Origin of the sequence: Hydrogenophaga sp. ZJX-1 (assembly GCF_048590325.1) — a bacterium.
Taxonomy (GTDB): domain Bacteria; phylum Pseudomonadota; class Gammaproteobacteria; order Burkholderiales; family Burkholderiaceae_C; genus Hydrogenophaga.
Genome location: NZ_JBMBRA010000009.1, coordinates 177,334 through 202,085, shown reverse-complemented (window position 1 = coordinate 202,085; position 24,752 = coordinate 177,334). Strand labels below are relative to the sequence as shown.

The 24,752-nt window shown below is 67.3% G+C and carries 28 protein-coding genes and 3 tRNA genes; 11 read left to right on the top strand and 20 right to left on the bottom strand.

Features of this window, described 5'->3' with window-relative positions:
• The 12 genes from tuf to trpE form a co-directional block, all read right to left on the bottom strand.
• Positions 1-1,127: elongation factor Tu (gene tuf, locus ACN5W5_RS22155; protein ID WP_420049285.1), on the bottom strand; the 1,127-nt coding region annotated here is incomplete at its 3' end.
• Between the two features lie 44 nt (positions 1,128-1,171).
• Positions 1,172-1,246 (bottom strand) — tRNA-Thr (locus ACN5W5_RS22150).
• A gap of 62 nt (positions 1,247-1,308) precedes the next feature.
• Positions 1,309-1,382: transfer RNA gene (locus ACN5W5_RS22145), tRNA-Gly, on the bottom strand.
• An 82-nt stretch (positions 1,383-1,464) separates the two neighbouring features.
• Positions 1,465-1,550 (bottom strand) — tRNA-Tyr (locus tag ACN5W5_RS22140).
• A gap of 57 nt (positions 1,551-1,607) precedes the next feature.
• Complete coding sequence (locus ACN5W5_RS22135; RefSeq protein WP_420050600.1) at positions 1,608-2,354, bottom strand: uracil-DNA glycosylase; 747 nt, start codon at positions 2,352-2,354, stop codon at positions 1,608-1,610.
• Between the two features lie 10 nt (positions 2,355-2,364).
• Positions 2,365-3,165, bottom strand: coding sequence for an indole-3-glycerol phosphate synthase TrpC (trpC, locus tag ACN5W5_RS22130; RefSeq protein WP_420050599.1), 801 nt, complete (start codon positions 3,163-3,165; stop codon positions 2,365-2,367).
• Positions 3,158-3,307 carry a hypothetical protein gene (locus tag ACN5W5_RS22125; protein WP_420050598.1) on the bottom strand — a complete coding sequence of 50 codons (150 nt, stop codon included), beginning with the start codon at positions 3,305-3,307 and terminating at the stop codon, positions 3,158-3,160. The genes trpC and ACN5W5_RS22125 overlap by 8 nt, the downstream gene beginning before the upstream one ends.
• 8 nt (positions 3,308-3,315) lie before the next feature.
• A complete protein-coding gene (gene trpD, locus ACN5W5_RS22120; RefSeq protein WP_420050597.1) occupies positions 3,316-4,383 on the bottom strand; it encodes an anthranilate phosphoribosyltransferase in 1,068 nt (355 codons plus the stop codon).
• 15 nt (positions 4,384-4,398) lie between these two features.
• On the bottom strand, positions 4,399-5,052 hold the full coding sequence (locus tag ACN5W5_RS22115; protein ID WP_420050596.1) for a LysE family translocator: 654 nt from the start codon (positions 5,050-5,052) through the stop codon (positions 4,399-4,401).
• Positions 5,053-5,072: 20 nt separating this feature from the next.
• A complete protein-coding gene (gene ltaE / locus ACN5W5_RS22110) occupies positions 5,073-6,146 on the bottom strand; it encodes a low-specificity L-threonine aldolase (RefSeq protein WP_420050595.1) in 1,074 nt (357 codons plus the stop codon).
• The gene (locus ACN5W5_RS22105) at positions 6,143-6,739 is read right to left on the bottom strand and encodes an anthranilate synthase component II (protein WP_420050594.1); all 597 of its coding nucleotides are present in this window, start codon (positions 6,737-6,739) and stop codon (positions 6,143-6,145) included. Before ACN5W5_RS22105 ends, ltaE begins: the two co-directional genes overlap by 4 nt.
• A 5-nt stretch (positions 6,740-6,744) precedes the next feature.
• Positions 6,745-8,244 (bottom strand): anthranilate synthase component I, encoded by a 1,500-nt coding sequence (gene trpE, locus ACN5W5_RS22100; RefSeq protein ID WP_420050593.1) that lies wholly within the window; start codon positions 8,242-8,244, stop codon positions 6,745-6,747.
• A 425-nt stretch (positions 8,245-8,669) separates the two neighbouring features.
• Between trpE and ACN5W5_RS22095 the strand changes: the two genes are divergently transcribed.
• Positions 8,670-9,278, top strand: a complete 609-nt coding sequence (locus ACN5W5_RS22095; RefSeq protein ID WP_420050605.1) for a chalcone isomerase family protein — start codon at positions 8,670-8,672, stop codon at positions 9,276-9,278.
• A 29-nt stretch (positions 9,279-9,307) separates the two neighbouring features.
• Here the strand turns inward: ACN5W5_RS22095 and gph are convergent, their stop codons facing one another.
• Together gph and rpe are read right to left on the bottom strand one after the other, a co-directional pair.
• On the bottom strand, positions 9,308-10,003 hold the full coding sequence (gene gph / locus ACN5W5_RS22090) for a phosphoglycolate phosphatase (RefSeq protein WP_420050592.1): 696 nt from the start codon (positions 10,001-10,003) through the stop codon (positions 9,308-9,310).
• Positions 10,003-10,680 (bottom strand): ribulose-phosphate 3-epimerase, encoded by a 678-nt coding sequence (gene rpe, locus ACN5W5_RS22085; protein WP_420050591.1) that lies wholly within the window; start codon positions 10,678-10,680, stop codon positions 10,003-10,005. Before rpe ends, gph begins: the two co-directional genes overlap by 1 nt.
• 85 nt (positions 10,681-10,765) lie before the next feature.
• Between rpe and apaG the strand changes: the two genes are divergently transcribed.
• The 5 genes from apaG to ACN5W5_RS22060 are packed head-to-tail and all read left to right on the top strand — an operon-like array spanning position 10,766 to position 15,523.
• Positions 10,766-11,167 carry a Co2+/Mg2+ efflux protein ApaG gene (gene apaG, locus ACN5W5_RS22080; protein ID WP_420050604.1) on the top strand — a complete coding sequence of 134 codons (402 nt, stop codon included), beginning with the start codon at positions 10,766-10,768 and terminating at the stop codon, positions 11,165-11,167.
• A gap of 49 nt (positions 11,168-11,216) precedes the next feature.
• Positions 11,217-13,442 (top strand): site-specific recombinase, encoded by a 2,226-nt coding sequence (locus ACN5W5_RS22075; RefSeq protein ID WP_420050590.1) that lies wholly within the window; start codon positions 11,217-11,219, stop codon positions 13,440-13,442.
• Positions 13,439-14,449, top strand: coding sequence for a thiamine-phosphate kinase (gene thiL / locus ACN5W5_RS22070; RefSeq protein ID WP_420050589.1), 1,011 nt, complete (start codon positions 13,439-13,441; stop codon positions 14,447-14,449). The genes ACN5W5_RS22075 and thiL overlap by 4 nt, the downstream gene beginning before the upstream one ends.
• A gap of 47 nt (positions 14,450-14,496) precedes the next feature.
• On the top strand, positions 14,497-15,042 hold the full coding sequence (locus ACN5W5_RS22065) for a phosphatidylglycerophosphatase A (protein ID WP_420050588.1): 546 nt from the start codon (positions 14,497-14,499) through the stop codon (positions 15,040-15,042).
• Between the two features lies 1 nt (position 15,043).
• Entirely contained in the window at positions 15,044-15,523 is a 480-nt protein-coding gene (locus tag ACN5W5_RS22060) for a CinA family protein (protein WP_420050587.1), read from the top strand.
• 4 nt (positions 15,524-15,527) lie between these two features.
• Here ACN5W5_RS22060 and ACN5W5_RS22055 read toward each other — a convergent pair whose 3' ends face one another.
• Positions 15,528-16,691, bottom strand: a complete 1,164-nt coding sequence (locus ACN5W5_RS22055; RefSeq protein WP_420050586.1) for an Acg family FMN-binding oxidoreductase — start codon at positions 16,689-16,691, stop codon at positions 15,528-15,530.
• Positions 16,692-16,808: 117 nt separating this feature from the next.
• Between ACN5W5_RS22055 and ACN5W5_RS22050 the strand changes: the two genes are divergently transcribed.
• The 3 genes from ACN5W5_RS22050 (at position 16,809) to ACN5W5_RS22040 (ending at position 19,528) form a co-directional block, all read left to right on the top strand.
• A complete protein-coding gene (locus tag ACN5W5_RS22050) occupies positions 16,809-17,696 on the top strand; it encodes a LysR family transcriptional regulator (RefSeq protein WP_420050585.1) in 888 nt (295 codons plus the stop codon).
• 11 nt (positions 17,697-17,707) lie between these two features.
• Entirely contained in the window at positions 17,708-18,853 is a 1,146-nt protein-coding gene (locus tag ACN5W5_RS22045) for a DNA alkylation repair protein (RefSeq protein WP_420050584.1), read from the top strand.
• Positions 18,854-19,060: 207 nt separating this feature from the next.
• Positions 19,061-19,528, top strand: a complete 468-nt coding sequence (locus ACN5W5_RS22040) for a CZB domain-containing protein (protein ID WP_420050583.1) — start codon at positions 19,061-19,063, stop codon at positions 19,526-19,528.
• A gap of 30 nt (positions 19,529-19,558) precedes the next feature.
• Here ACN5W5_RS22040 and ACN5W5_RS22035 read toward each other — a convergent pair whose 3' ends face one another.
• Together ACN5W5_RS22035 and ACN5W5_RS22030 are read right to left on the bottom strand one after the other, a co-directional pair.
• Entirely contained in the window at positions 19,559-20,365 is an 807-nt protein-coding gene (locus ACN5W5_RS22035) for a UPF0149 family protein (RefSeq protein ID WP_420050582.1), read from the bottom strand.
• A 296-nt stretch (positions 20,366-20,661) separates the two neighbouring features.
• Positions 20,662-21,516: an SDR family oxidoreductase gene (locus ACN5W5_RS22030; RefSeq protein WP_420050581.1), complete on the bottom strand. Its 855-nt coding sequence runs from the start codon at positions 21,514-21,516 to the stop codon at positions 20,662-20,664.
• A gap of 89 nt (positions 21,517-21,605) precedes the next feature.
• Here ACN5W5_RS22030 and ACN5W5_RS22025 point away from each other — a divergent pair, with 89 nt between their 5' ends.
• Positions 21,606-22,067, top strand: coding sequence for a winged helix-turn-helix transcriptional regulator (locus ACN5W5_RS22025; RefSeq protein ID WP_420050580.1), 462 nt, complete (start codon positions 21,606-21,608; stop codon positions 22,065-22,067).
• A gap of 127 nt (positions 22,068-22,194) precedes the next feature.
• Positions 22,195-22,440, top strand: a complete 246-nt coding sequence (locus ACN5W5_RS22020) for a hypothetical protein (RefSeq protein ID WP_420050579.1) — start codon at positions 22,195-22,197, stop codon at positions 22,438-22,440.
• Between the two features lie 9 nt (positions 22,441-22,449).
• On the opposite strand, the gene ACN5W5_RS22015 is transcribed toward ACN5W5_RS22020, so the two are convergent.
• Genes ACN5W5_RS22015 through ACN5W5_RS22005 form a run of 3 tightly spaced genes read right to left on the bottom strand, consistent with a single transcriptional unit; the run spans position 22,450 to position 24,625 of the window.
• On the bottom strand, positions 22,450-22,842 hold the full coding sequence (locus tag ACN5W5_RS22015) for a glutaredoxin family protein (protein ID WP_420050578.1): 393 nt from the start codon (positions 22,840-22,842) through the stop codon (positions 22,450-22,452).
• The gene (locus tag ACN5W5_RS22010) at positions 22,839-23,294 is read right to left on the bottom strand and encodes a putative toxin-antitoxin system toxin component, PIN family (RefSeq protein ID WP_420050577.1); all 456 of its coding nucleotides are present in this window, start codon (positions 23,292-23,294) and stop codon (positions 22,839-22,841) included. The genes ACN5W5_RS22015 and ACN5W5_RS22010 overlap by 4 nt, the downstream gene beginning before the upstream one ends.
• Entirely contained in the window at positions 23,291-24,625 is a 1,335-nt protein-coding gene (locus ACN5W5_RS22005; protein ID WP_420050576.1) for a THUMP domain-containing class I SAM-dependent RNA methyltransferase, read from the bottom strand. Before ACN5W5_RS22005 ends, ACN5W5_RS22010 begins: the two co-directional genes overlap by 4 nt.
• Between the last annotated feature and the right edge of the window lie 127 nt (positions 24,626-24,752).

Sequence of the window (24,752 nt, the reverse complement as noted above, 5' to 3'; positions counted from 1 at the left end):
CGCAGACCTTCTTCCATGGCGATCGGGGCAATCAGCTTGACCGTGATCGACACGTTGTCGCCTGGCATGACCATTTCCTTGCCTTCGGGCAGCTCGATCGAGCCGGTCACGTCGGTGGTGCGGAAGTAGAACTGCGGACGGTAGTTGTTGAAGAACGGCGTGTGACGGCCACCTTCATCCTTGGACAGCACGTACACCTCACCCGTGAAGTGGGTGTGGGGCTTGATGGAGCCGGGCTTGCACAGCACCTGGCCGCGCTGCACGTCTTCGCGCTTGGTGCCGCGCAGCAGGATACCGACGTTGTCGCCAGCCTGACCCTGGTCCAGCAGCTTGCGGAACATTTCCACGCCGGTGCAGGTGGTCTTCTGGGTGTCGCTGATACCGACAATTTCGATTTCTTCGCCGACCTTGACGATGCCGCGCTCGATACGACCGGTCACGACGGTGCCGCGGCCGGAGATGGAGAACACATCTTCCACGGGCATCAGGAAGGCACCGTCCACAGCGCGCTCGGGCGTGGGAATGTAGGTGTCCAGGGCGTCGGCCAGCTTCATGATGGCTTCTTCACCCAGGGGGCCCTTGTCGCCTTCGAGGGCGAGCTTGGCCGAGCCGTGGATGATGGGGGTGGCGTCGCCGGGGAAGTCGTACTTATCCAGGAGCTCGCGCACTTCCATTTCGACGAGTTCGAGCAGTTCGGCGTCGTCGACCATGTCGCACTTGTTCAGGAACACGATGATGTAAGGCACGCCCACCTGGCGGGCCAGCAGGATGTGCTCGCGGGTCTGGGGCATCGGGCCGTCAGCGGCGGAGCACACCAGCACGGCGCCATCCATCTGGGCGGCACCGGTGATCATGTTCTTGACGTAGTCGGCGTGGCCGGGGCAGTCAACGTGGGCGTAATGGCGGTTGGCCGTTTCGTATTCCACGTGGGCGGTGTTGATGGTGATGCCGCGGGCCTTTTCTTCAGGCGCTGCGTCGATCTGGTCGTAGGCCTTGGCGGCGCCACCGAACTTGGCCGCCAGCACGGTGGTGATGGCCGCGGTCAGGGTGGTCTTGCCGTGGTCAACGTGACCGATCGTGCCGACGTTGACGTGCGGCTTGGTCCGCTCAAATTTCTCTTTTGCCATTTTTCAGCTCCAAAATCAAAATTGCCGAAACACCAGAACAAATATGGTGCCCTTGGCGGGAATCGGACCCGCGACCTCTCCCTTACCAAGGGAGTGCTCTACCACTGAGCCACAAGGGCCAAGACACCCGGACAACCCGGATACCTCAGAAAACTTCAAACACCCAGCCATCAAAAGGACATGGAGCGGGAGACGGGAATCGAACCCGCGTGATCAGCTTGGAAGGCTGGAGTTCTACCATTGAACTACTCCCGCCCGAACCGTCTTCACACCCACAGGGGCTTCCAACATTCAGAGCGCTTCGATCCCAATCGCTCGCACATCACTTATCAATCACTGGTGGAGGGGGCTGGATTCGAACCAGCGTACGCGTAAGCGGGCAGATTTACAGTCTGCTGCCTTTAACCACTCGGCCACCCCTCCATAGCGCAGCCCAGCATTATGCCATGGTTTTTGACCTTGTTGCATCCCGACCTGTAATCACCACGCCACAGGCGCCTGTCCTGACGCTTTCAGCCAGTGGTTGACGGCGCCGAAATGGCCGCAACCGAGGAACGGTGCAGGACCCCGGCTCGCCGACAGGGGCGACGGATGGTTGGCACACAGCACCTGATGGCGGGCACCATCGATCAGTGCGGCCTTTTTCTGGGCGTGGGCGCCCCACAGGAGAAACAGTTTGGGGTCGCCTGCTTCGCTGCAAAGCCGGATCAGGGCGTCGGTCAGCACTTCCCAGCCACGACCGACATGGCTGGCGGGCAGGCCGTCTTCCACGGTCAGGCAGGTGTTGAGCAGAAGCACGCCCTGCCCGGCCCAGCGCACCAGCGAGCCTCCAGCCGGCGGGGTCAGACCCAGATCGCGCTGCAGTTCCTTGAACATGTTGCGCAGGCTGGGCGGAATCCTGACGCCGGGTGCAACAGAAAACGCCAGCCCCTCGGCTTGGCCAGGCCCGTGGTACGGGTCCTGGCCCAGGATCACCACCCGCACATCGGCCAGCGGCGTCAGCGCCAGAGCCCGCAGCGGCTGCGGCGGATAGATGACGGCACCGCTGTCGAGCCGCTGCCGCAAGAAGGTTTGCAGTGACTGCCCGGCGGCAGACGCCCAAAAGCCGTTGACCAGCGCCGCCCAGTCGGCCTGGACCGGCCACTGTGCGGGATCGGCCACCTGCAGCCGCGGGGTCGAGACCTCTGAGCCCGCCGTCACGCCACCCCAATCCAATGCGCCTTGCATCGGCCCGTGCTCAGGCAAACAGCTCGGCCAGCGCCAGACCCGGCTCGGGCGCGCGCATGAAGGCTTCGCCCACCAGGAAGGCATGCACACCCGCAGCGCGCATCTTGGTGACGTCGCCGCGGCCGAGAATGCCGGACTCGGTGACCAGCAGGCGGTCGGCCGGCACGTCGGACAGCATGTCCAGCGTGGTCTGCAGCGTCACCTCAAAGGTGCGCAGGTTGCGGTTGTTGATACCCAGCAACGGTGTCTTGAGCTTCAGCGCACGCTGCAGTTCGGCGCGTTCGTGCACCTCCACCAGCACCGCCATGTTCATGCTGAGGGCAATCGCTTCCAGATCGGCCATCTGCGCGTCGTCCAGACAGGCAGCGATCAGCAGGATGGCGTCGGCCCCCATGGCGCGGGCCTCGTAGACCTGGTACGGGTCCACCATGAAGTCCTTGCGCAGCACCGGCAGGTCGCAGCTGGCGCGGGCCTGCTTCAGGTAGTCGGCGCTGCCCTGAAAAAACTGCTTGTCGGTCAACACCGACAGGCAGGCGGCGCTGACCTGGCCATCGCCTTCGGCGTAGCTCTGGGCGATGTCAGCCGGAATGAAGTCTTCGCGGAGCACGCCCTTGCTCGGGCTGGCCTTCTTGATCTCGGCGATCACCGCAGCCTGGCCGGCGGCGATCTTGGCTCTTAGGGCACCCTCGAAGTCGCGCGTGAGCAAACGGCTTTCGGCGTCGAAGCGCACCACGTCCAGCGGCTTCTTCTTGCGCGCGGCGGCGATTTCTTCGTGCTTGACGGCCACGATCTTGTTGAGGATGTCACTCATGGGTTTTGTTTTCCTGGGATGGAGGCGTCTGGAGCACCTTCTTGATGACCCGGTGCATCACCACACCGGCCACGATGAACAGCAACGAAATGCCAATGGCGATCCAGGCGCCTTCGTTTTGCAACCAGACAGGCAGGTTCATGGCATCGATCAGGGGCCGACCGGCGCCGTGGCGGCTTGCGTGAAATCGGTCAGATCACGCAACTTCTGCGCAGCCGCACCGGACTCGATGGCGCGCCGCGCCAGCGCGATGCCCTGCGGCATGCCGTCACACACATTGGCGGCATAGAGCGCCACCCCGGCATTGAGCGACACGATGTCTTTGGCGGCCTTGATGGTCGGTTCGTCGCTGTTGTTCAACACGCCCATCAGCATGGCCTTGGAATCTTCGGGCGTTTCCACCCGCAAGGTGCGGTTGCTCGCCATCGTGAGACCGAAGTCTTCGGGGTGGATCTCGTATTCGGTGATCTCCCCGTTCTTCAGCTCGCCCACCATGGTGGCCGCACCCAGCGAGACCTCGTCCATGCCGTCGCGGCCGTAGACCACCACCGCGTGTTCGGCGCCCAGGCGCTGCAGCGCACGCACCTGGATGCCGACCAGATCGGGGTGGAACACGCCCATCAGGATGTTCGGCGCCGAGGCCGGGTTGGTCAGCGGGCCGAGGATGTTGAAGATGGTCTTCATGCCCAGCTCGCGCCGCACCGGCGCCACGTTTTTCATGGCCGGGTGGTGGTTCGGCGCGAACATGAAGCCCACGCCCACCTGTTCGATGCAGCGCGCGATGGCATCGGGCGGCAGGTTGATGTTGACGCCCAGGCTCTCCAGCACGTCGGCGCTGCCGCTCTTGCTGGAGACGCTGCGCCCGCCGTGTTTGCTGACCTTGGCGCCTGCGGCCGCGGCCACGAACATGGAGCAGGTGGAGATGTTGAAGGTGTGCGAGCCGTCGCCGCCCGTGCCCACGATGTCCACCAGGTGGGTCTTGTCGGCCACATTCACCTTGGTGGAGAACTCGCGCATCACCTGCGCAGCGGCGGTGATCTCGCCGATGGTTTCTTTCTTCACACGCAGGCCGGTGATGAAGGCCGCCATCATGACCGGTGACATCTCGCCGCTCATGATCAGGCGCATCAGGTGCAACATCTCGTCGTGGAAGATCTCGCGGTGCTCGATCGTGCGCTGCAGGGCTTCCTGCGGGGTGATCTTGTGGCTGTGGGGCATGGGTGTCTCCTGAACTTAGCGAGAAGGATTGTCCGACATGGCCAGCTTGAGGCCAAAGCCGACGAACATGGCGCCGGCGGCGCGGTCCATCCAGTGCATGGTGCGCTGCACGGCGCTCACGCGGCCCGCGGCCCAGCCGGCGAGCCAGGCATAGCCGAAGTTGATCGGCAGCGAGTTGAGGTTGAACAGCAGGCCGAGCAGCAGGAATGCCGTCACCTTGTCGGGCGCGCCGGGCGCGATGAACTGCGGCACGAAGGCCAGAAAGAACAGCGCGACCTTGGGATTGAGCACGTTGGTGAGGAAGCCGCGCCGGTAGATGCGCCGAAGGTCGGCTGGGACTTTGATCTGAGCGGCATCGGCGGGCACCACCGACGAACCGCCTTTGGCCAGCAGCAGCTTGATGCCCATCCACACCAGGTAGGCGGCGCCGATCCACTTGAGCACGGTGAACGCCGTGGCCGAGGTGGCGAGCAACGCGCTCACGCCGAGCGCTGCCGCGAACACGTGCACGAAGCAGCCGCTGACGATGCCCAGCGCGGCCACGATGCCGGCGCGCACGCCGCTCTTGAGCGCGTTGCTCACGATGTAGAGCACATCGGGGCCGGGCGTGAGGTTGAGCAGCCAGCCCGCCGCGATGAACAAGAGCAGTTGCGGGGTGTCGGGCAGCATGGTGTTCTCCGGGTGGAGGCTCAGTAGGGGCCGGTTCGCCCTGCGCCGGCTGGCGCAACGGGCGCCTCGACGAAAAAGCGGCGTACGGTGGCGATGGCGTGATCGATGCCGGCCGCGGCCACGTCGAGGTGGGTGACGAAACGCAGGCCGATCAAGCCGGTGGCCAGCACGCCGTTCGCCTTCAGGAAATCCAGCAGCGCCGGGCCTCTGCCATCGGCCACATCGACAAAAACGATGTTGGTCTCGGCCGATTTCACGGTCAGTCCCTCGATGCCGCTCAGACCTTCAGCCAGGCGGCGTGCGTTGGCGTGGTCGTCTGCCAAGCGGTCCACATGGTGGTCCAGTGCGTGCAGCGCGCAGGCGGCCAGCAGCCCCGCCTGGCGCAAGCCGCCACCGGCCATCTTGCGGATGCGTCGGGCGCGCTGGATCAGTTCCTGCGAACCACACAACGCGGAACCCACCGGTGCACCCAGGCCTTTGCTGAAACAGACCGAAAGGCTGTCGAAATGGTCGGCGATCTCACGCAAGCGATCGAAGGCGTCCTGCCCCGTCGCAGTCGAGGCCACCGCGGCGTTGAACACCCGCGCACCGTCCAGGTGCGTCGCCAGCCCGTGCTCACGCGCCAGCGCCGTCGCGCCCCGCAGATAGTCATCGGGCATGACATGGCCATTCCAGGTGTTCTCCAGGCACAGCAGGCGGGTGCGGGCGAAGTGCGGGTCATCGGGCTTGATGGCGGCGGCGATGTCGCCCAGCGCCATGCGGCCCTGCGAATCCTGCGTCAGCGGTTGTGGCTGCACGCTGCCGAACACGGCTGCGCCGCCACCTTCGTAGCGGTAGGTGTGGGCCAGTTGGCCGACGATGTACTCGTCACCCCGGTCGCAGTGCGCGAGGATGCCGCAGAGGTTGCTCTGCGTGCCCGATGGCATGAAGAGTGCGGCGGCCTTGCCGGTGATGGCGGCGATGCGCTCCTGCAGCGCGTTGACCGTCGGGTCGTCGCCGAACACGTCGTCGCCCAGGGGCGCGGCCATCATGGCGGCGCGCATGGCCTCGGTGGGTTGCGTAACGGTGTCGCTGCGCAGATCAATGGTCTTCATGCGGTCTGCTCCAGGAAGTTCTTGAGCATGGCATGGCCGTGCTCGGTGAGGATGCTCTCGGGGTGAAACTGCACACCTTCGATGGGCAGGGTCTTGTGCTTCACGCCCATGATCTCGCCGTCGGGTGTCCAGGCGGTGACCTTCAGGCAGTCGGGGCAGGTCTCACGCTCAATGGCCAGCGAGTGGTAACGGTTGACCGTGAACTGCTCGGGCAGATCGGCGAACACGCCTTCCTGCGTCGTGGTGATGACGCTGGTCTTGCCGTGCATCAGTTCCTGCGCACGGATGATCTTGCCGCCGAAGGCCGCGCCGATGCTCTGGTGGCCCAGACACACACCCAGGATGGGCAGCTTGCCTGCAAAGTGCTGGATCGCCGCGACAGAGATGCCGGCTTCGGCCGGCGAGCAGGGGCCGGGGGAGATCACCAGACGGTCGACCTGCCCTGCGTCCACACGGCGCTGGATCTCGTCCACGGTGATCTCGTCGTTGCGCACCACGGTCACATCGGCACCGAGCTCACCGAAGTACTGCACGATGTTGTAGGTGAAGGAGTCGTAGTTGTCGACCATGAGGAGTTGGATTTTTTTCGTCATGGTGCTCACTCCAGCCCTTCTTCCACCAGTTCCGCCGCGCGCAAGAGCGCTCTGGCCTTGTGTTCGGTTTCCCTCCATTCCATCTCGGGAATGGAGTCGGCCACGACACCGGCCGCGGCCTGCACGTAGAGCGTCTGGTCCTTGATGATGCCGGTGCGGATGGCGATGGCGACGTCCATGTCGCCGGCATAGCTCAGGTAGCCGCAGGCGCCGCCGTAGAGGCCGCGCTTGGTGGGTTCGAGCTGGTCGATCAGCTCCATGGCGTGCACCTTGGGGGCACCGGTCAACGTGCCGGCCGGGAAGGTGGCTTTCAGCACGTCCATGTTCGTCATGCCGTCAACCAGAGTGCCTTCGACGTTGCTCACGATGTGCATCACATGGCTGTAGCGCTCAACCGCGAAAGCCTCCGTCACCTTGACGCTGCCGATCTTCGCGATGCGGCCGATGTCGTTGCGTGCCAGGTCGATCAGCATCACGTGTTCGGCGCGTTCCTTCGGGTCGTTGACCAGTTCGATCTCGGTCGCCTTGTCCTTCTCGGGCGTGGCGCCGCGCGGTCGGGTGCCGGCGAGCGGCCGGATGATGACCTTCTGGCCCTCGTCCACCTGTTCCTGGCGCACCAGGATTTCGGGTGAAGCACCCACCACGTGGAAGTCCCCGAAGTGGTAGTAATACATGTAAGGCGAGGGGTTCAGCGAACGCAGCGCGCGGTACAGGCTCAGAGGGCTTTCGGTGTAGCGCTTCTTGATGCGCTGACCCACCTGCACCTGCATGAAGTCGCCGCCGGCGATCAGTTCCTTGGCACGCTCCACGGCGGCCAGGTAGTCGGCCTTGGCGAAGTCGCGTTCGGCCGGGAAACTCTGGCTGGGCTTGACCACCGGCGCGCTCACCGAATATTTCAGAGCCTCTTTCAGCTCGCGCACACGCTTCTTGGCGTTGGCATAGGCCTCGGGTTGGGCCGGGTCGGCGTAGACGATCAGGTAGAGCTTGCCCGAGAGGTTGTCGATGACAGCCAGTTCCTCGCACTGCAGCAGCAGGATGTCGGGGCAGCCCAAGGTGTCGGGCGGGCAGGTGTTTTCGAGCTTCTTCTCGATGTAGCGCACCGCGTCATAGCCGAAGTAGCCGGCCAGACCGCCGCAAAAACGCGGCAGCCCAGGGCGCAGCGCCACCTTGAAGCGCTGCTGGTAGGCGGCGATGAAGTCCAGCGGATTGCCGTGGTTGATTTCCACCACCACGCCATCGCGCACCACCTCGGTTTTGGCCTCGGCGCCAAAGCCACTGGCGCGCAGCAGGGTGCGAGCGGGCAGGCCGATGAAGCTGTAGCGGCCGAAGCGCTCGCCGCCGACGACCGATTCGAGCAGGAAGCTGTATTTGCCGTCGCCGCGCCCGTGGGCCAGCTTCAGGTACAGCGAGAGCGGGGTTTCGAGGTCCGCGAAGGCCTCGGCCATCAGCGGGATGCGGTTGTAGCCCTGGCTGGCCAGGCTCTTGAATTCAAGTTCGGTGATCATGTTCAGACGCTCCATCGGCTTCTGGCTGCGTCGCAGCGGGGGAAACCGTTTTTCTGGGGATCCCGGTCAGACCGGCTGCCGGGTTCGGGGAGTGGGGTGGCGCGGGCGGGTCAACAGGGACGGACCGGAACCAGCGCACCTCCGGGGGGGAATGCACGTTTACGCTGGCTTGCGCCAGGGCCAGGCTCCCCGGCCATTGCGGCTCGGCAGAATGCCCGTCAGGGATGTGCGTGTGTTGAACATGGGGCCAAAGTGTAGCAAAGCCGCCGCGAAAAACCCGCGGACACTGACTGCACGCTTTGGTTCTACGGTTGAACCCTGTTGCCGGAGTCCGGGTGGCACGTCAAAATCCGGATTTTACGAACGATCGTTCTTTTTTTAACTGTCCGACAGCCAGGACTGCCCAAAGGCACACCGCCATGAACATGCCCCATCGGGTCTTGCGTACCCTGCCCACCGCACTCCTGGCGCTTGCAGCGATCCTGAGCCTGGCACCCGGGCTATCGCGCGCGGCCACTGTCGAGGTGGCCGGCGTCAATCTGGACGACCGGATCACCGTCAACGGCAGCCCGCTGCAGCTCAACGGCGCGGGCGTGCGCTACAAGGCGGTGTTCAAGGTCTACACCGCCGGTCTGTACCTGGGGCAGAAGGCCACCACCACCGAACAGGTGCTGGCCGCGCCCGGCCCCAAACGCATGACCATCACCATGCTGCGTGACATCGATTCGGCTGAGCTGGGCAAGCTGTTTTCGCGCGGCATGGAAGACAACATGGAGCGCAGTGCGTTTTCCAAGCTGATCCCCGGCGTGATCCGCATGAGCCAGGTGTTCACCGATCACAAGAAGCTGCTCGCGGGCGAGACCTTCGTGCTCGACTGGGTGCCGGGCACCGGCACCGTGCTCACGGTCAAGGGCAAGGTCGAGGGTGAACCGTTCAAGGAACCCGAGTTCTTCAACGCGCTGATGCGCATCTGGCTCGGCCCCAAGCCGGCGGACTGGCAGCTCAAGGACGCGCTGCTGGGCAAAAAGAAGTAAATCGCGCTCCGCTGCTGCGCGGGTCGCGGTCAGTCCAGCAGTTCGGCCAACGAACCGATCAACCGGTCGTGGGGCGCGTCGGCGATCGGGTCGCCGTGGTTGTAGCCGTAGGTGACCAGCGCCACCGGGCAGCCAGCCGCGCGCGCAGCGATGCCGTCGTTCTGCGAATCACCCACCATCAGGGTCTGCGCAGGCTGTGTGCCCAGCGCCTCGCAGGTTTTCAGCAGTGGCAGCGGATCGGGCTTCTTGCGCTCGAAACTGTCGCCCCCGAACACCTGGCAAAAGAAACCGTCGAGGCCCTTGCTCTCCAGCAGCGTCTTCGCAAACGCCACCGGCTTGTTGGTCAGACAGGCCAACGGCAAGCCCACGGCCCGCAGGCGCTGCAGACCGTCCAGCACACCCGGGTACACATCGGCATGTTGTCCGTTGATGAAGTAGTAATGGTGCTGGTAGCGTTCCAGCGCCAATTCACCCACCTGCTCACGCGGCCAGCTCAGCGCCACACCGGCGGCGGCCACCACCTCGGGCAGGGCCAGCTGGTGGTCCAGCACGGTGCGCACCAGGTGCTCGGAGCCCTTGCCCACCGAGTGCTCGACCAGGGTGCGTTCCACCGGTGGCAGGCCCAGGTCGTCCAGCGTGCGGTTGAGCGCGACGACGAAGTCGCCCAGCGTGTCGACCATCGTGCCGTCGAGGTCGACGATCACGGCCTTGATGCCGGCCAGCATCAAGTGAGCGCCTTGCGCATCTCGTCGATGACACTTTTGTAGTCCGGCTTGCCAAAGATCGCGCTGCCGGCCACAAAGGTGTCGGCACCCGCCTCGGCCACGCGGCGGATGTTGTCGGCCTTGATGCCGCCGTCCACTTCGAGGCGGATGTCCCTGCCGCTGGCTTCGATGCGCTTGCGGGCGGCTTCGATCTTGCGCAGCGCGGAGTCGATGAAGCTCTGGCCGCCAAAACCGGGGTTGACGCTCATGATCAGGATCAGGTCGATGTCGTCGATCAGGTAGTCCAGCACATCCAGCGGCTCGGCGGGGTTGAAGGTGAGGCCGGCCTTGCAGCCTTTGGCCTTGATTGCCTGCACGCTGCGGTGCACGTGGGCCGAGGCGTCGGGGTGGAAGCTCACCAGGTCGGCGCCGGCGTCAATGAAGGCGCCCGCGAGTGCGTCCACCGGCTGGATCATCAGGTGAACGTCGATCGGCACCGGCGTGCCGTCGGGCTTCTTCGCGTGGGGCTTGAGCGCCTGGCAGACCATGGGTCCGAAGGTCAGGTTGGGCACGTAATGGTTGTCCATGACGTCGAAGTGGATCCAGTCGGCGCCAGCAGCGATGACGTTTTTCACCTCTTCGCCCAGGCGGGCAAAGTCGGCGGACAGAATGGACGGTGCGATGCGGTAGGTGGTCATGGCGCGTGGAAGGGGTTGGAACAGAACTGGCACCGATTTTCGCAGGCCCGGCAAGGATTTGCCGCGCCGCGTTAACATGCCGCTCATGTCGAAATACCAGTTGACCTGCGAGGTCGAACCCCAGTACCTGAGCGAACAGTCCACGCCCGACGAGGACCTCTACGCCTTCGCGTACACCATCACGATCACCAACACCGGGGATGTGACGGCGCAGCTGATCTCGCGCCACTGGATCATCGACGATGCCCGCGGCCACACCGAAGAGGTCAAAGGCCTGGGTGTGGTGGGCAACCAGCCGCTGCTGCGCCCCGGCGAATCCTTCCAGTACACCAGCGGCACGCGCCTGCACACACCCAACGGCAGCATGCGGGGCAGTTTTTTCTGCGTCGCCGAAGACGGCGAGCGGTTTGAGGCCCTGGTGCCCGAATTTGCGCTCAGCGCCAGCGCTTCAGACACGGGTCCGGGCACGGCCCGCGTGCTCCACTGAGCACCGCCGGCCGCGGCGCCGGCCAGCGGGCGCCCTCCTCGACGCTTTCATGACGCTCACCGAACTGCTCGACACGCTGGACCCCGAGGCGCCCCTGGCCCGCCGCCATCTCTGGCTGATGGACGCCCTGCGCTGGGTGCGCGGCGAAGCCGAAGACCCTCAGGCCAGCGTGGGGCGCGTGCGTCAGCTGCTGGCCACGGTCCGTGAAGACCCGGCCTGGCTGGCCCGATGGCACCGCTGGTGGGCCCGGTTCCTGCAGACGGTGGACCTCACGCCGCTGCTGGCCGACTTCGGCTTTGCCCCGCGCACGGCCTTCCTGAGCGAGCTCGGTCACCGCCTGCGCCGCAAGCTGCTGCCCGGCACCCCCGAAACCAGCGATATCACCGACCTGTTCGGGCTGTTGCTGCCGAGCCGCTTTGACGTGCGCTGGCTGCAGGCGCTGGACACCCGGACGCTGGAAGAGCTCCGCCAGGTGCTGCTCAGCGACGCACCCGTGGCGTCCGATCCGCAGGTCCCGACGCACTGGCAGGCGACCCTGCTGGACGCGCTGGTATTTTGCGTGGGCCAGGTCAGCGCCACCGGTTTCGCCAGCGAGATCCGCGGCCGCATGAGCCACGAGGAGCGGGCCCGACGCGCCTTTCACGCCCTGCCGGTGCAGGTCGAGGCTGTACGCCGCAGCGCCCTGCGCCATGGCGCGCGCAGCGGACAGGTGCGCCACGAGGTGAACAAGCTGCGCCGGCAGCTCGATGTGTGCCGCGTCGCGGCCCAGTCGGTCTATGCGCACCTGGACGAACACGGCGTGTCGGTCGGCATCGTGTTCCGGCTGCGGCAGCTGGCCGAACGCATCTTGCGCATCCAGCAGCTGCTCGACTGCATGCTCGCCGACCAGCCCGACCGGGCCACGGCCGCACTGCTGGCCGATCTGGCCCTGCTCGGGCAGGACAACCGCAGCATCCGGGCGCTGGTGGCCCACAGTTCCGGCCTCACAGCGGCCAAGGTGGCCGAACGCAGCGCCGAAACCGGCGAGCACTACATCACGCGCAACGCCGCCGAGTACCGCCAGATGCTGGGCATGGCCGCAGGCGGCGGCGCTGTCCTGGGCCTGACCACCTGGGCCAAGTTCGGCGTCATCGCGCTGTCGCTCTCGGCCTTCTGGGCCGGCTTCGCGGCCGGTTTGAACTACGCGCTGTCCTTCGTTCTGATCCAGTTGCTGCATTTCACCGTGGCGACCAAACAGCCCGCCGTGACCGCGCCGGCCATGGTCGCCAAACTGCGCAACATCCACGAGACGGGCGCGGTGCGGCGCTTTGTGGACGAAGTGGCCCACCTGCTGCGCTCGCAGGTTGCGGCCATCCTGGGTAACGTCGGCCTGGTGGTACCGGTGGTGGTGCTGATCAGCATCGCGCTGTTGCAGGCCACGGGCGCGCCGATGATCGATGCGGACCAGACCGCCCACGTGGTGGACTCGCTGCACCTGCTCGGGCCGAGCGTGCTGTTCGCAGCGTTCACCGGCGTGCTGCTGTTCGCCTCCAGCATCATCGCCGGCTGGGTCGAGAACTGGTTTGTCTACTACCGCCTCGACTCCGCCATCCGTTACAACCCGCGTTTCACGCGCACGCTGGGCGCCCAGCGTGCTGCACGCTGGGCGAAGTTCTTCCGCGACAACATCTCCGGCCTGGCCGCCAACATCTCGCTCGGCCTCATGCTCGGCCTGGTGCCGGCTTTTGCCCAGTTCTTCGGCCTCGGGCTCGACATCCGCCACGTGACCCTGGCCGCCGGTCAGCTCGCAGCGGCCGCGGTCACGCTGGGACCGGCGGCACTGGTCGATCCCGGCTTCTGGTGGGCGGTCGCTGGCGTGGTGGCCATCGGACCGCTGAACCTGGTCGTCAGCTTCTACCTCGCGTTTCGCCTGGCCCTGAAGGCGCAGAACATCAACGACGTCAACCGCAGCCTGATCCACCTCGCCCTGCGCCGCCGCCTGCGCAGCCATCCTCTGGGGTTCTTCCTGCCCCCGCGCACCGAGGTCGCGCCGCCGGCCGAAGACGTCAGCGACATCGAAGCCGCCTGGACCGAAGACACCCGGCGCGACGCCATGGACGAAGCCAGCCGGCGCTGGGCCGAAGCCTACCTGGCGCGCACGGCCGACGGCACCGCACTCGCCGACGACCCCTGGGAGCGCGGCATCGCCAGCCCGAACGCCGAGGCGGCCGGTGCAAGCGATGCGCCCGCCATGGGCGGCGCATCGGCGCGCCAGACCGACCCGAGCACCCCATGACACCCCGGGAAACCGCAGCGGTCTCCGCCGGTGGCGAGTTCGACCTCATCCGGCGGCACTTCCAGCGCACCGCCTCGCCAGCAGCACCCGCCGTTGCGCTGGGCATCGGCGACGACTGTGCCTTGCTGCAGCCCAGCCCCGGCTGCCAGCTCGCCATCTCCAGCGACATGCTGGTCGAGGGCGTGCACTTCTTTCCTGACGCAGCACCCGAGGCGCTCGGCCACAAGGCCCTGGCTGTCAACCTCAGCGACCTCGCGGCCATGGGTGCGCGCCCGCTGGGCTTCACGCTCGCGCTCGCCCTGCCCCGGGTGGACGAGGCCTGGCTCACGGCGTTCTCGCGCGGTCTCTTCGTGCTGGCCGACGCCCACGCCTGCCCGCTGGTCGGCGGCGACACCACACGCGGCCCGCTCAACCTCTGCATCACCATCTTCGGCGAGCTGCACCCGGGCCAGGCGCTGCGGCGCGATGCCGCACAGCCCGGCGACGACCTCTACCTCAGCGGCGCGGTCGGCGAGGCCCGGCTGGCGCTGGAACTGCTGCGGGGCACGCCCTGGGCCACCACCCACAGTACACCCGGTGCCCTGCCCCGGCTGCGCGAACGGCTGGAGCGTCCGACGCCCCGCGTGGCGCTCGGCCAGGCGCTGGCGGGTCTGGCCCATGCGGCCATCGACGTGAGCGATGGTCTCGCGGGCGATCTCGGCCACATCCTGCGTGCCAGCCGTGTCGGTGCGCACCTGGAACTGGCGGCCTTGCCCCTGCCGCCCGACCTCGCGGGCCTGCCCGAGAACCGGCGACTCGAATGCCTGCTGCAGGGTGGCGACGACTACGAACTGATCTTCACGGCGGCGCCCGGTGACCGGGAGCGGGTGCAAGCCGCGGCCCGCGCCTGCCAGACGCCGGTGCACCGCATCGGACGCCTCACGCCCGATGCCGGTCAGCTGCGCCTGATTGGCCCACAGGGCCAGACCGTGGCCGTGCCCACCCGCGGGTTCGACCACTTCGCCTGACCGGCCCCCCTGCGGCCTGCCCCGCACCCGCGTTCCATAATCGGTCCATGATGGATGACACCGATCTCCCGCCTCGTGAGCCCCCCGCGCAGCCCGCCCCGATGGCGCGCCCGACCGTGGCATTCCTGTTCGCCCACCCGGCGCATTTCATCGCCCTCGGCGCCGGCTCGGGTCTGGCCCGCTGGGCCCCGGGCACGGTGGGCACGCTCTGGGCGTGGGCCGTGTTCGCGCTGCTGCAGCCCTCGATGTCCCATGCCGGCTGGGCCGCGCTGATCGGGCTGGGCACCCTGATCGGCTGGTGGGCCTGCACCGTGACGGCGGTGCACATGCGGATTGCCGATTCGGGCCACATCGTCTGGGACGAGGTGGTCGCCTTCTGGCTGGTGCTCTGGCTGGTGTCGCCCACCAGCTTCTGGGGCCAGCTTTACGCCTTTGCGCTGTTTCGCGTGTTTGATGCCGTGAAAATCGGTCCCATGGCCTGGGCCGACCGGACCTTCAAGGGTTTTGGTCCGCGCGGCGGCTTCGGCATCCTGCTCGACGATTTCGCGGCGGCGCTGTGCACGCTGCTGGTGATCGCCATCTGGAGGTTTTGACGTGTCCACTGTTCCGTCGCTGGTCGAACAACTGGCCGCCGAACTCAAGGCGCGCGGCCAGATGATGGCCACGGCCGAGAGCTGCACCGGCGGCCTCATCGCGGGCGCCTGCACCGAAATCAGCGGGTCGAGCGACTGGTTCGAACGCGGCTTCGTGACCTATTCCAACGCCGCCAAGACCGAGCTGCTGGGCGTGCCGGCGGCGTTGATCGAGGCGCACGGCGCGGTGAGCGAACCGGTGGCGCGGGCCATGGCGGCGGGCGCTGTGGCCCATGCCCATGCGCACTGGTCGGTGGCCGTGACCGGTGTCGCCGGCCCCACCGGCGGCAGCCCCGAAAAACCGGTCGGCACCGTGTGGTTTGGCTGGGCCACGCCGACCGGCGTGTTCACCGAACACCAGCACTTTGAAGGCGATCGCGCCACCGTGCGCCAGGCCACCGTCGCTCACGCCCTCGCCGGGCTGTTGCAACGCCTGACCTGACCGCTCATGCACGGGGCGGCATGATGTGTGCGTCGACGCCTCGTCGGGGCGCCGGCCCCACGGGCGGCGCGTAGCCCAGGCGCGCCCACATCTGCACCCTGTGGCTCGCTGGCGGTACGGCCAGCAACTCGTGGATCGCCGCATACGGGCCCGCCTGTTCCGGGTATTCCTGCAACGCCTGTTGCAAGGGGTGCATGGACAGACCGTGCGCCGTCGCGGCCAGTTGCGCCCTCACATAGGCGCGGCCCGCGTTGATCTGGGTCCGGCGGTCGTTGCCCTCGGTCACCATCCAGAAGAACGCCGGCGTGCTCGCCAGCTTGGCGTTGAAGTCGTCGATCTGCCCGCGCAACGCCATGCTGTCCGGCGCCGACGGCTGGCTGCGGTCGAACAGGCCCAGCGCGGTGATGGCGCGCAACATCGGATCGTTGATGACGAGGCCATCGCGGTGCTGCACGATCTCCTTGGGACCGATGCGCAGCACCCGGTAAGACTCCATCAGCGTGCGCGGCGTGCTCAGCTCGATGCGCCAGGCCTCCATGGCGATGGCCCGGTGGCGCTGCAGCAGCTCGGTTTGTGCCGCGTCGATGAAACCGGTGCGCACTGTTGGCGATGCCGCGCTGTCCGAGATGGCCTGCAACGCAGCGGCATCGGGCACCCGTTGTTCGTAGGCCTCGCGGTTGGTGTGGCGGTGGAAGATCTGGGCAAACAGCGGATCGGGCCGCACCGAGCCATCGGGCACCAGGCGCACCCGCGCCGTCGGCCGGCCGTCCACCGAGCGCGCATCGAAGACGCCTTCCGGGAAGAGCTCGACCTCGGCCCGCAAGCCCCGCTGCCGCGCGGCCAGATCGAGCAGCTCCAGAAACGTGCCCTGGCTCATCATCATCTGGCGGGAGTACGGGTCGGTCTCGGGCAACAGGCGGGTTCGGTCCAGGAACAGCGTGATCTGGTCGGCCACACCCAGATCCACCAGCCAGGACTGTAGGTTGTGCGAATGCGGCGCCAGCACCGCGTGCGCCAGCAACCAGCGCCGCACGTCCCCGGTCGCCTGCGGCGGGGTCCAGGCCTGCAAGGCCTCGGGCGGCAGCTCGGCGCTGCAGCCCGCAACACCGGCGGTGGCGGCCAGCACGACCCCGCCTCCCGCGATCCGGACAAACTGTCTGCGTTGCATGAAAACCTCCTGCCGGGTCAAAGCCCGGATCAATGGCATCGCGCCGATGCCGTGGCCCATTGTGGAACCCGGGAGCAGATCGCACAATACAGAAACCGGCGTATCAGCTATTCAACTGTGAATACCAAAAACTTCAACTGGAACCTCGTGCCGGCCTTTCTGGCGGCCCACGAACACGGCAGCCTGCTGGCCGCCGCGCGGGCCCTGGGCAGCAGCCAGCCCACCGTGGGCCGGCACATCAGCGAGCTGGAGGCGCAACTGGGCACGGTGCTGTTCGAGCGCACCGGCCGTGGTCTCGCCCCCACACCCGCCGGACTGCGGCTGGCCGCAGCGGCGCGCGCCATGGAGTCGGGCGCGCTGGCCTTGCTGAGCAGCGTGGGCGCGTCGCAGTCCACACTCGAAGGCACTGTGCGGATTTCGGCCAGCCAGCCCGTCGCCTGTGTGCTGCTGCCGCCGCTGCTCGCCCAGATGCGCCAGGCCCTGCCCGGCATCCAGGTCGAGCTCGTCGCCAGCAACGCGGTGAGCAACCTGCTGCGCCGTGAGGCCGACATCGCGCTGCGCATGGTGCGCCCCGACCAGGCCTCGCTGGTGGCGCGACGCATTGGCCAGGTGGCTCTGAGCGCCTGCGCGCACCGCGACTACCTGGCCCGCCGCGGCACACCGGCCGAACCCACCGATCTGCTGCAACACGACCTGGTGGGCAACGACCAGGTACAGGACATTCCGCGCGGTTTTGCCGCCATGGGCCACCCCCTGCCGCGCGAACGCCTCGTGCTGCGCACCGACGACCTGATGGCCTACTGGAGCGCGGTGCGCGCGGGTCTGGGCATCGGCTTCGTGGCCGACTACCTGCTGCGCACCGACCCGGCGGTGCAGCGCGTGCTGCCGCAGTTGCGCATTCCGCCATTGCCCGTCTGGCTCACGGTCCACCGCGAAATCCGGAGCAGCGCGCGCATCCGCGCCGTCTACGATTTCCTTGCCCAGGCAGTGCCTCCATCCCTCTGAGCAAACCACCCATGGCCGAACCGTTCAAGAACCTCATCAACGCGGGCACGGTTGCCCGTGCCGGGCAACACCTGCAGCGTGTCTGGCCCGAATTCGACCGACCGCGCTTTGAACACCATGCCGGCCACGGGCTGGATGGGCTCGAATTCAAGGCCCGTGCGATGCAACTCGCCGACGCACTCGAAGCCACGCTGCCCCCGGACTTCGGTACTGCAGCGGACCTGCTCGAAGCCAGCCTGGCGCCACCGATTCCGCTCGACGCCCAGGGCGAACCGTCGGCGCTGAGCGCTGCGCAGAGCGACGCCGGTCTCTCGGGCTGGGTGGTCTGGTCCATGGGCGACTACGTGGCGCGCCGCGGCATGGCCGATGTGCCGCGCGCCCTGCGCTGCCTGCACGCGCTCACGCAGCGTTTCTCGGCCGAGTTTGCGATCCGCCCCTTCATCCAGCGGCACCCCGACACGACCCTGTCCACGATCAGCACCTGGGTGAACGATCCGAGCGCCCACGTGCGCCGCCTCGTGAGCGAAGGCAGCCGCCCGCGCCTGCCCTGGGGTCTGCGACTGCAGGCGCTGGTGGCCGACCCGACCCCCACGCTGCCGCTGCTGCGCGCCCTGCAGGACGACCCCAGCGCCTACGTGCGCCGCAGCGTGGCCAACCACCTGAACGACATCGCCAAGGACCACCCCGAGCTGGTCGCCGGCTGGGTGCACCAACACCTCCGTGCCGCCAGCCCGGCGCGCACCGCCCTGTTGCGCCACGCCAGCCGCAGCCTGATCAAACAGGGCCATGCGCCCACCCTGTCCGCCTGGGGTCTGGGCCAGGGCCTGCGGGGCACGGCCTCGCTCAGCCTCTCGGCCACCCGCGCCGCGGTGGGCGGCGAGATCGCGCTGGCGGTCTCGCTGGCGTCCTGCAGCCCACAGCCGCAGGACCTGCTGGTGGACTACGTGGTGCACCACGTGCGCGCCAACGGGTCCACTTCACCCAAGGTGTTCAAGGGCTGGAAGCTCTCGCTGGGCCCAGGCGAGCAGCGCACACTGAACAAACGCCACAGCCTGCGCCCGGTCACCACGCGCGTGCTCTACCCCGGCCCGCACCGCATCGAACTGCAGGTGAACGGCCAGACGCTGGCCCAGGCGGCCTTTGAGCTGCTGAACTGATCCCGCCGTCCGCCCCTCGGATCGGTCCACTCAGTGTGCAATGCGTCACACCACTGATGCATCCACACCAAAAAATGACGCCCCCAAGGCCGGTGTTGTCACTTCTGACAGGCTGCCCGCGTCCCGTTTGGCCCGCGCCACTAAGGTGACGGGTTGCACCCGCTGGCCCATGGAGCGATGGCGGGGCCTTGTCACACACCCCAAGCCATGAGATTCCAGCAACTGCGTCAACGCCTGCCCTGGCTGCTCTCGTTCATGCCTAACCGTTCCGCGCCGGGGGTATCGCGTCCTCCCGCGCCGGGCCCGACCGTCCCCCTGCCGCCCGAGCGCCTCGACACCCAGGCAGCGGTCATTCACCACCTGGAATGGTGTGTGCTCTTCAACGACCACCTGGCGGTGGATTCGACCCAGACCCACCACATCAGGCCGCTGCCCGATGCGCACCACTGCGATCTCGGCCAGTGGCTGGCCCGGATGCACCCGCGCATGGCCGACCGGGACCCACGCTTTCTCGATCTGCAGCAGGAGCACCTCCGGCTTCACACCATGGCGTCTCAGGCGCTGGCGCTGGCCCGCAACAACCGCATGGCCCGCGCAAGCACCCTGCTCAACACCGAGTTCGAACGCAGCCGCGCGCGCGTGCTGACCCTGTTGCGCGAGATGCAGAAGTCCTGATCCGGCAGCGCCTGCGTCAGGGATTGCGGTTCAGGCGCCGTGGCATTTTTTGTATTTCTTCCCGCTGCCGCAGGGGCAGGGATCGTTGCGGCCCGGCTCGTCCGCCTTGCGCGCCGGCTCCACGCGAGGCCCCAGGCTCTGCCAGATCTGGCGCAGGTCGTACACCGCCCAGATCGCCGCACCAAACGCATTCAGGCGCTCGTCGCTCACGCTCGGCGGGCCGTCTTCGCTGTGCATGCACACCGTGGGTTCGTCGGTGTCGTCTTCGGTCAGGACCACGATCGCCTCCAGCGCGTCGTTGAGCATGGCCACGACTTCCTTGTCGCGCGGCTCGGCCCATTCTTCGGCCCAGTTTTCCACCACGAACATGAAGCCCAGCGCCCACACCTGCGCAAACGCCGGCAGTTCCTGATCGCCGATTTCCGCGCGCTCCGCCTCGGGCAGCCCCGCCACGGCGCCGCGCACGTCCATCACCTCGGGGTGGTAGCTGCGCTCGTCCTCCAGCGTCTCCACATTCGCACCCAGCGCGCTGGCCACCTCGTTCCAGCGGCGTGTCCAGAGCGTCATGAACTGTGCGTATTGCGCTTCATCGGCGAACCAGGTGTCGCCCTCTTCGCCGCTGGCCACGCCGGGCTGGCTGTCGCCCGTGCCCAGCAACAGGGGCAGGAACTCGTCGGGCAACACCAGGCGGCGCGTGCACAGCAGCGCGGCCATGGCGCCTTCGCAGAACTCCCACTGCGGCACGTCTTCGCCACGCGTGCGCAGGTCGTCCAGGATGGCGTCCAGCGCATCAAAGTCTTCGTTGTCCATCGGCAGGATCGGGGGTTCAGAGGTCATGTTGAAGCGGGGTCGGTTTTTACGATGCGGGCAGTGTAGTCCCTCACCTCCCTGAAGGCCCGCATGCTCGAACGCCTCAACGCCCTCGACCCGGTGGCCTGCTTGACAGCGCTGGACGGTCAGCGCACGGGGGTCAGCACTGTGCGGTGGTTCATCCCGTTCATGAAGTGCACGGGGCTTGCTTCCATCCCGGTGTCAGACGCATCAAAGCAGGTGCCCACCGTTGTGCGAGCAGGCGCCTGAAAGACCGGGACCCGGGCGGGCCAAACCCGGGCGGACCTTTGACCGCTGGCCCGTCAAGCCGCCAGAGCGGCCTTCACCACATTGGCCAGCGGCGTGGTCGGGCGGCCGATGAGCTGGCTGAGCTGGTGGCCGTCGTCGAACAAGCCGCCTTTGGAGGCACCCACGTCGGAGTCGGCGAGCAGTGCGGCGAAGCCTTCGGGCAGGCCCACCTGCATGAGCGCCGCCTTGTACTCGGCCTCGGGCATGTCCTTGTAGACGACCGGCTTGCCGGACTGTCGGGCGATCTCGGCGGCGAGATCGGTCAGGGTGTAGGCGGTGTTGCCGGCGAGTTCGTAGACCTTGCCGGCCTGATCTTCTATCGTGAGCACAGCGGCCGCAGCGGCGGCGTAGTCAGCGCGCGCGGCGGAGGCGATGCGGCCGTCTTTCGCACTGCCCATGACCGCACCGTGTTGCACGGCGGCGCCGACGCTGCCGGTGTAGTTTTCGGTGTACCAGCCGTTGCGCAGCAGCACGAAGGGAATGCCCGAATCGCGCAGCATGGTTTCGGTCTCCTTGTGTTCTGCGGCCAGGCCGAGCGGCGAGCTGTCGGCGCGCAGGATGCTGGTGTAGGCGAGCAGCTTCACGCCAGCTTTCTTTGCGGCGGCGATGACGGCGGCGTGTTGCGGGGCGCGCTGGCCGACTTCGCTGGACGAGATCAGCAGCAGCTTGTCCACGCCCTGCAAGGCCGCTTCGAGCGTGGCGGGCTGGGTGTAGTCGGCCTGGCGGACCTGCAGGCCGAGCGCGGCGAGGTCGGCGGCCTTCTCGGGGCTGCGCACGGCGGCAACAATCTCGCTGGCCGGCACGGTCTTGAGCAGGTTCTGGATGACGAGGCGGCCGAGCTGGCCGGTGGCGCCGGTGATGGCAATCATGGAAAAACTCCTTGTGGTGATGGACAGAGGAGTGGAGAATACCGACCTAACAAACTTTTTGTAAGTACGCACACAAAGGTAAGTACCCTATGAATGCCAACGAACCGTCGCCCGATGCGGAAACCCCCGCCCTCGCCACGCTCATGGAGCGCGGCGAGCTGTTCGCGGCCGAGTGCCCCTCGCGCACCGTGCTGCAGCACGTGACCAGCCGCTGGGGCGTGCTGGTGCTGGTGGCGCTGCTGGCGGGCACGCACCGCTTCAGCGACCTGCGCCGCAAGATCGGCGGCGTGAGCGAGAAGATGCTGGCGCAGACGCTGCAGTGGCTGGAGGGCGATGGTTTTGTGCTGCGCACGCAATACCCTGTTGTGCCGCCGCACGTGGAATACAGCCTCACGCCGATGGGCGTGGAGGTGGCGCGTCAGGTGGAAGGCCTGGCGGACTGGATCGAGGGCAACCTCGGCCGCATCCTGAGCGGGCGGCGCGAACGGGCCGATGCGCGGGTGGCCACGCCGCTGCCCGGCGTGCGCGCCGGTGTGCGGACGCCGGCATGAGCGCCGCACCGGGCCGTTCCCAAGCCAGTTCGCACCGCGGCCCGCAGGGCGAAGGTGCTCCAGTGAGCGCCGCCCGGCCGTTCCGAAGGCGCTCGGCCCCGCTGTGCGCAGCACGGAGGGTCGTCCAGTGAACACAGCGCCGGGACCCTTGAGCCTGCGTCCGGTGAACGAGGGCGTGTTCGCCGTGCTGGACGCCACCGGTCAGCCCGTGGGCAACTTGAAGCGCATCGGCGCGGTGTGGAAGTTCAAGGCCGTGGGCAGCACGGCGCAGGGCGAGACCGTGCCCGGCGGCGGGCCGCTGACGGAGCGGCACAACACGGTGTTTGAGCGGCCGGATGCGGCCGAGGTGAGCGCGGGCTTGCTGGCCGGCTGAGCCCGCCGCTCAGGCCTTGGCGAAACGCCCGCGCAGGTAGCCGATGATCGCGGCCGAATCGACCAGCCACTGGCTCTGGCCAGACGCATCGGTGATCTTCAGGCAGGGCACCTTGGTCGCGCCGCTGCCTTGTTGCAGCTCGGCCCGGTGGGTGGCGTTGTGCTGGGCGTCGCGCTGCTCGATGGGCAGCGAGAGGCGGCGCATCTCCTGCCGCACCTTGATGCAGAACGGGCAGGTGCTGAACTGGTAGAGCGCGAGGTTCTGGCACTGCAGGTTGACGGTGGTTTGAGCGGCGGGCTCGCGCACCACGCCTTTCGGCTGGGTGAGTCTCTCTTTCAGCAGCATGAACGGGCCGAGCACGGTGCGCAGGGTTCTGAAGAAGGCGCGGACGATGGTTTTCATGGGGTGATGTGTTGGGGTTGAATGGCCGCGGGCGCCCATTGGCGGCTCACGCTCACACCGAGTGTGGCCAGCCGTTTGGCCATGCAGAGCACGGCCTTGTCTTTGCTCAGCAGCACGGCCGTGTGGGCGACGGCGAGGTCGATGAACTTCTGGTCGTCGGCGTCCTTGCAGGTGTAGGGCGCCTTGGGGGCGATGTCTGCGGGCTGTGCGCGGGCATCGAAGGCGGCGAGCACGGCCTCGGCGGTCAGGGACCGGGCCTCCAGGCGTTTGACCACCTGCGGGTAGGCCAGCACGCGGCGCAGTTCTTCGCGCATGACGGGCGTGGCCAGCCAGCGGCTCTGCGGGTCGGCCAGGGCCGCGCGCAGCGGCAGCGTGGCCGGGTCTTCGTAGACAAACAGGTCGAGCACGACGTTGGTGTCGAGCACCAGCGTCACCGGATCCGTTCTGCTCATGCCGCGGGCGGAATGGCGTCTGGGGCACGCCTTGCGGTGAGATCAAACCGGAACAGGCGGCATTCGATCGGACCGTTCCACAGCGGCACGCGGCGCGACTCCTTGAAGCGCATCTTGCCGGGCAGCTTGAGGTCGGGCGTGAGCAGCCAGGCGCTCCAGCCGGCGTAGTGGCTTTTCCAGTGGGCGGCGAGCTGCAGGAAGAATTCGCTGCCGTCGCCGCCGTCACTCATCTGCGCGCTCTCGCGGCCCAGGCCGGGCGCGGGTGGAGCGGCCTTGCCGGCGGTGAAGGTGCGCGGTGCGCGCGGCTCCATGCGCTGGGCGCGGGCACTGGCATTCTCACCGGCCACGCCGGCCGCGGCGATGCGCTCGCCGTAGGGCGGGTTGAGCAGCATCACACCGGGCTTCTGGGTGGGCGGCAAACGTTGCAGCGCATCACCGCCACGCAGTTCGATGGCGTGGGCCACGCCCGCGCGCTCGGCGTTGCGTTGCGCAAAATCGACCATGCGGAACGAGACGTCGCTGCCGAACACGATGGGCGCGTGGCCTTCGGGCCAGTCGCGCATGTCGCGCTCGGCTTCGTCCTGGATCGCTGTCCACACGTGCTGCTGGTAGGGCAGCATCTTTTCAAACGCAAAGCGGCGCAGCATGCCAGGCGGTATGTTGAGCGCGATCTGCGCCGCCTCGATCACCACCGTGCCGCTGCCGCAGCAGGGGTCGTACAGCGGAGTGATGTCGTCCAGCGATTCGGCCGCGCCGCCGTTCCAGCCGGTGGCGGCGATCATGGCCGCGGCCAGGGTTTCCTTCAGCGGCGCGTCGCCCTTGTCTTCGCGCCAGCCGCGTTTGAACAGCGGTTCGCCCGAGGTGTCGATGTAGAGCGTGAGTTCGTCGGTGGTCAGGTGGGCGTAGATGCGCACGTCGGGCCAGGTGGTGTCCACGCTGGGGCGCTCGCCGCGTTTGTCGCGGAAGCGGTCACAGATGGCGTCCTTGATCTTCAGTGCGGCGAAGTTGAGGCTGGTCAGCGGGCTGTGCTGCGCGGTGATCTCGACCTTGATGGTCTGCTGCGGCGTGAACCAGATTTCCCAGGCGATCTCGCCGGCCGCGTTGTACAGGTCCTGCTCGCTGCGGTAACCACCGTGCCACAGCTGCACCAATACCCGTTGAGAGAGTCGGCTGTGCAGGTTCAGACGCATGGCGTCGCGCCACGAGGCCTTGATGCCCACGCCGCCGCGTGCCTTGAAGGCCAGCGGTTCGTTGGTGATGCGCTGCACCTCGTCGGCGAGCATGTCCTCCACGCCAGCGGCGCAGGGGAGAAAGAGTTTGAGCTGGTTCACGGCAGGTACTGAAGATGTTGAGCGCGGGTGCGTCCGCAGGTGGCGACTACGCGGCCCAGCTTCCGGCACGTGCCACGGAACTGGCTTTGCCAGGCCGCGGGTGCGGTCCCCCTTGAGGGGGGAGACG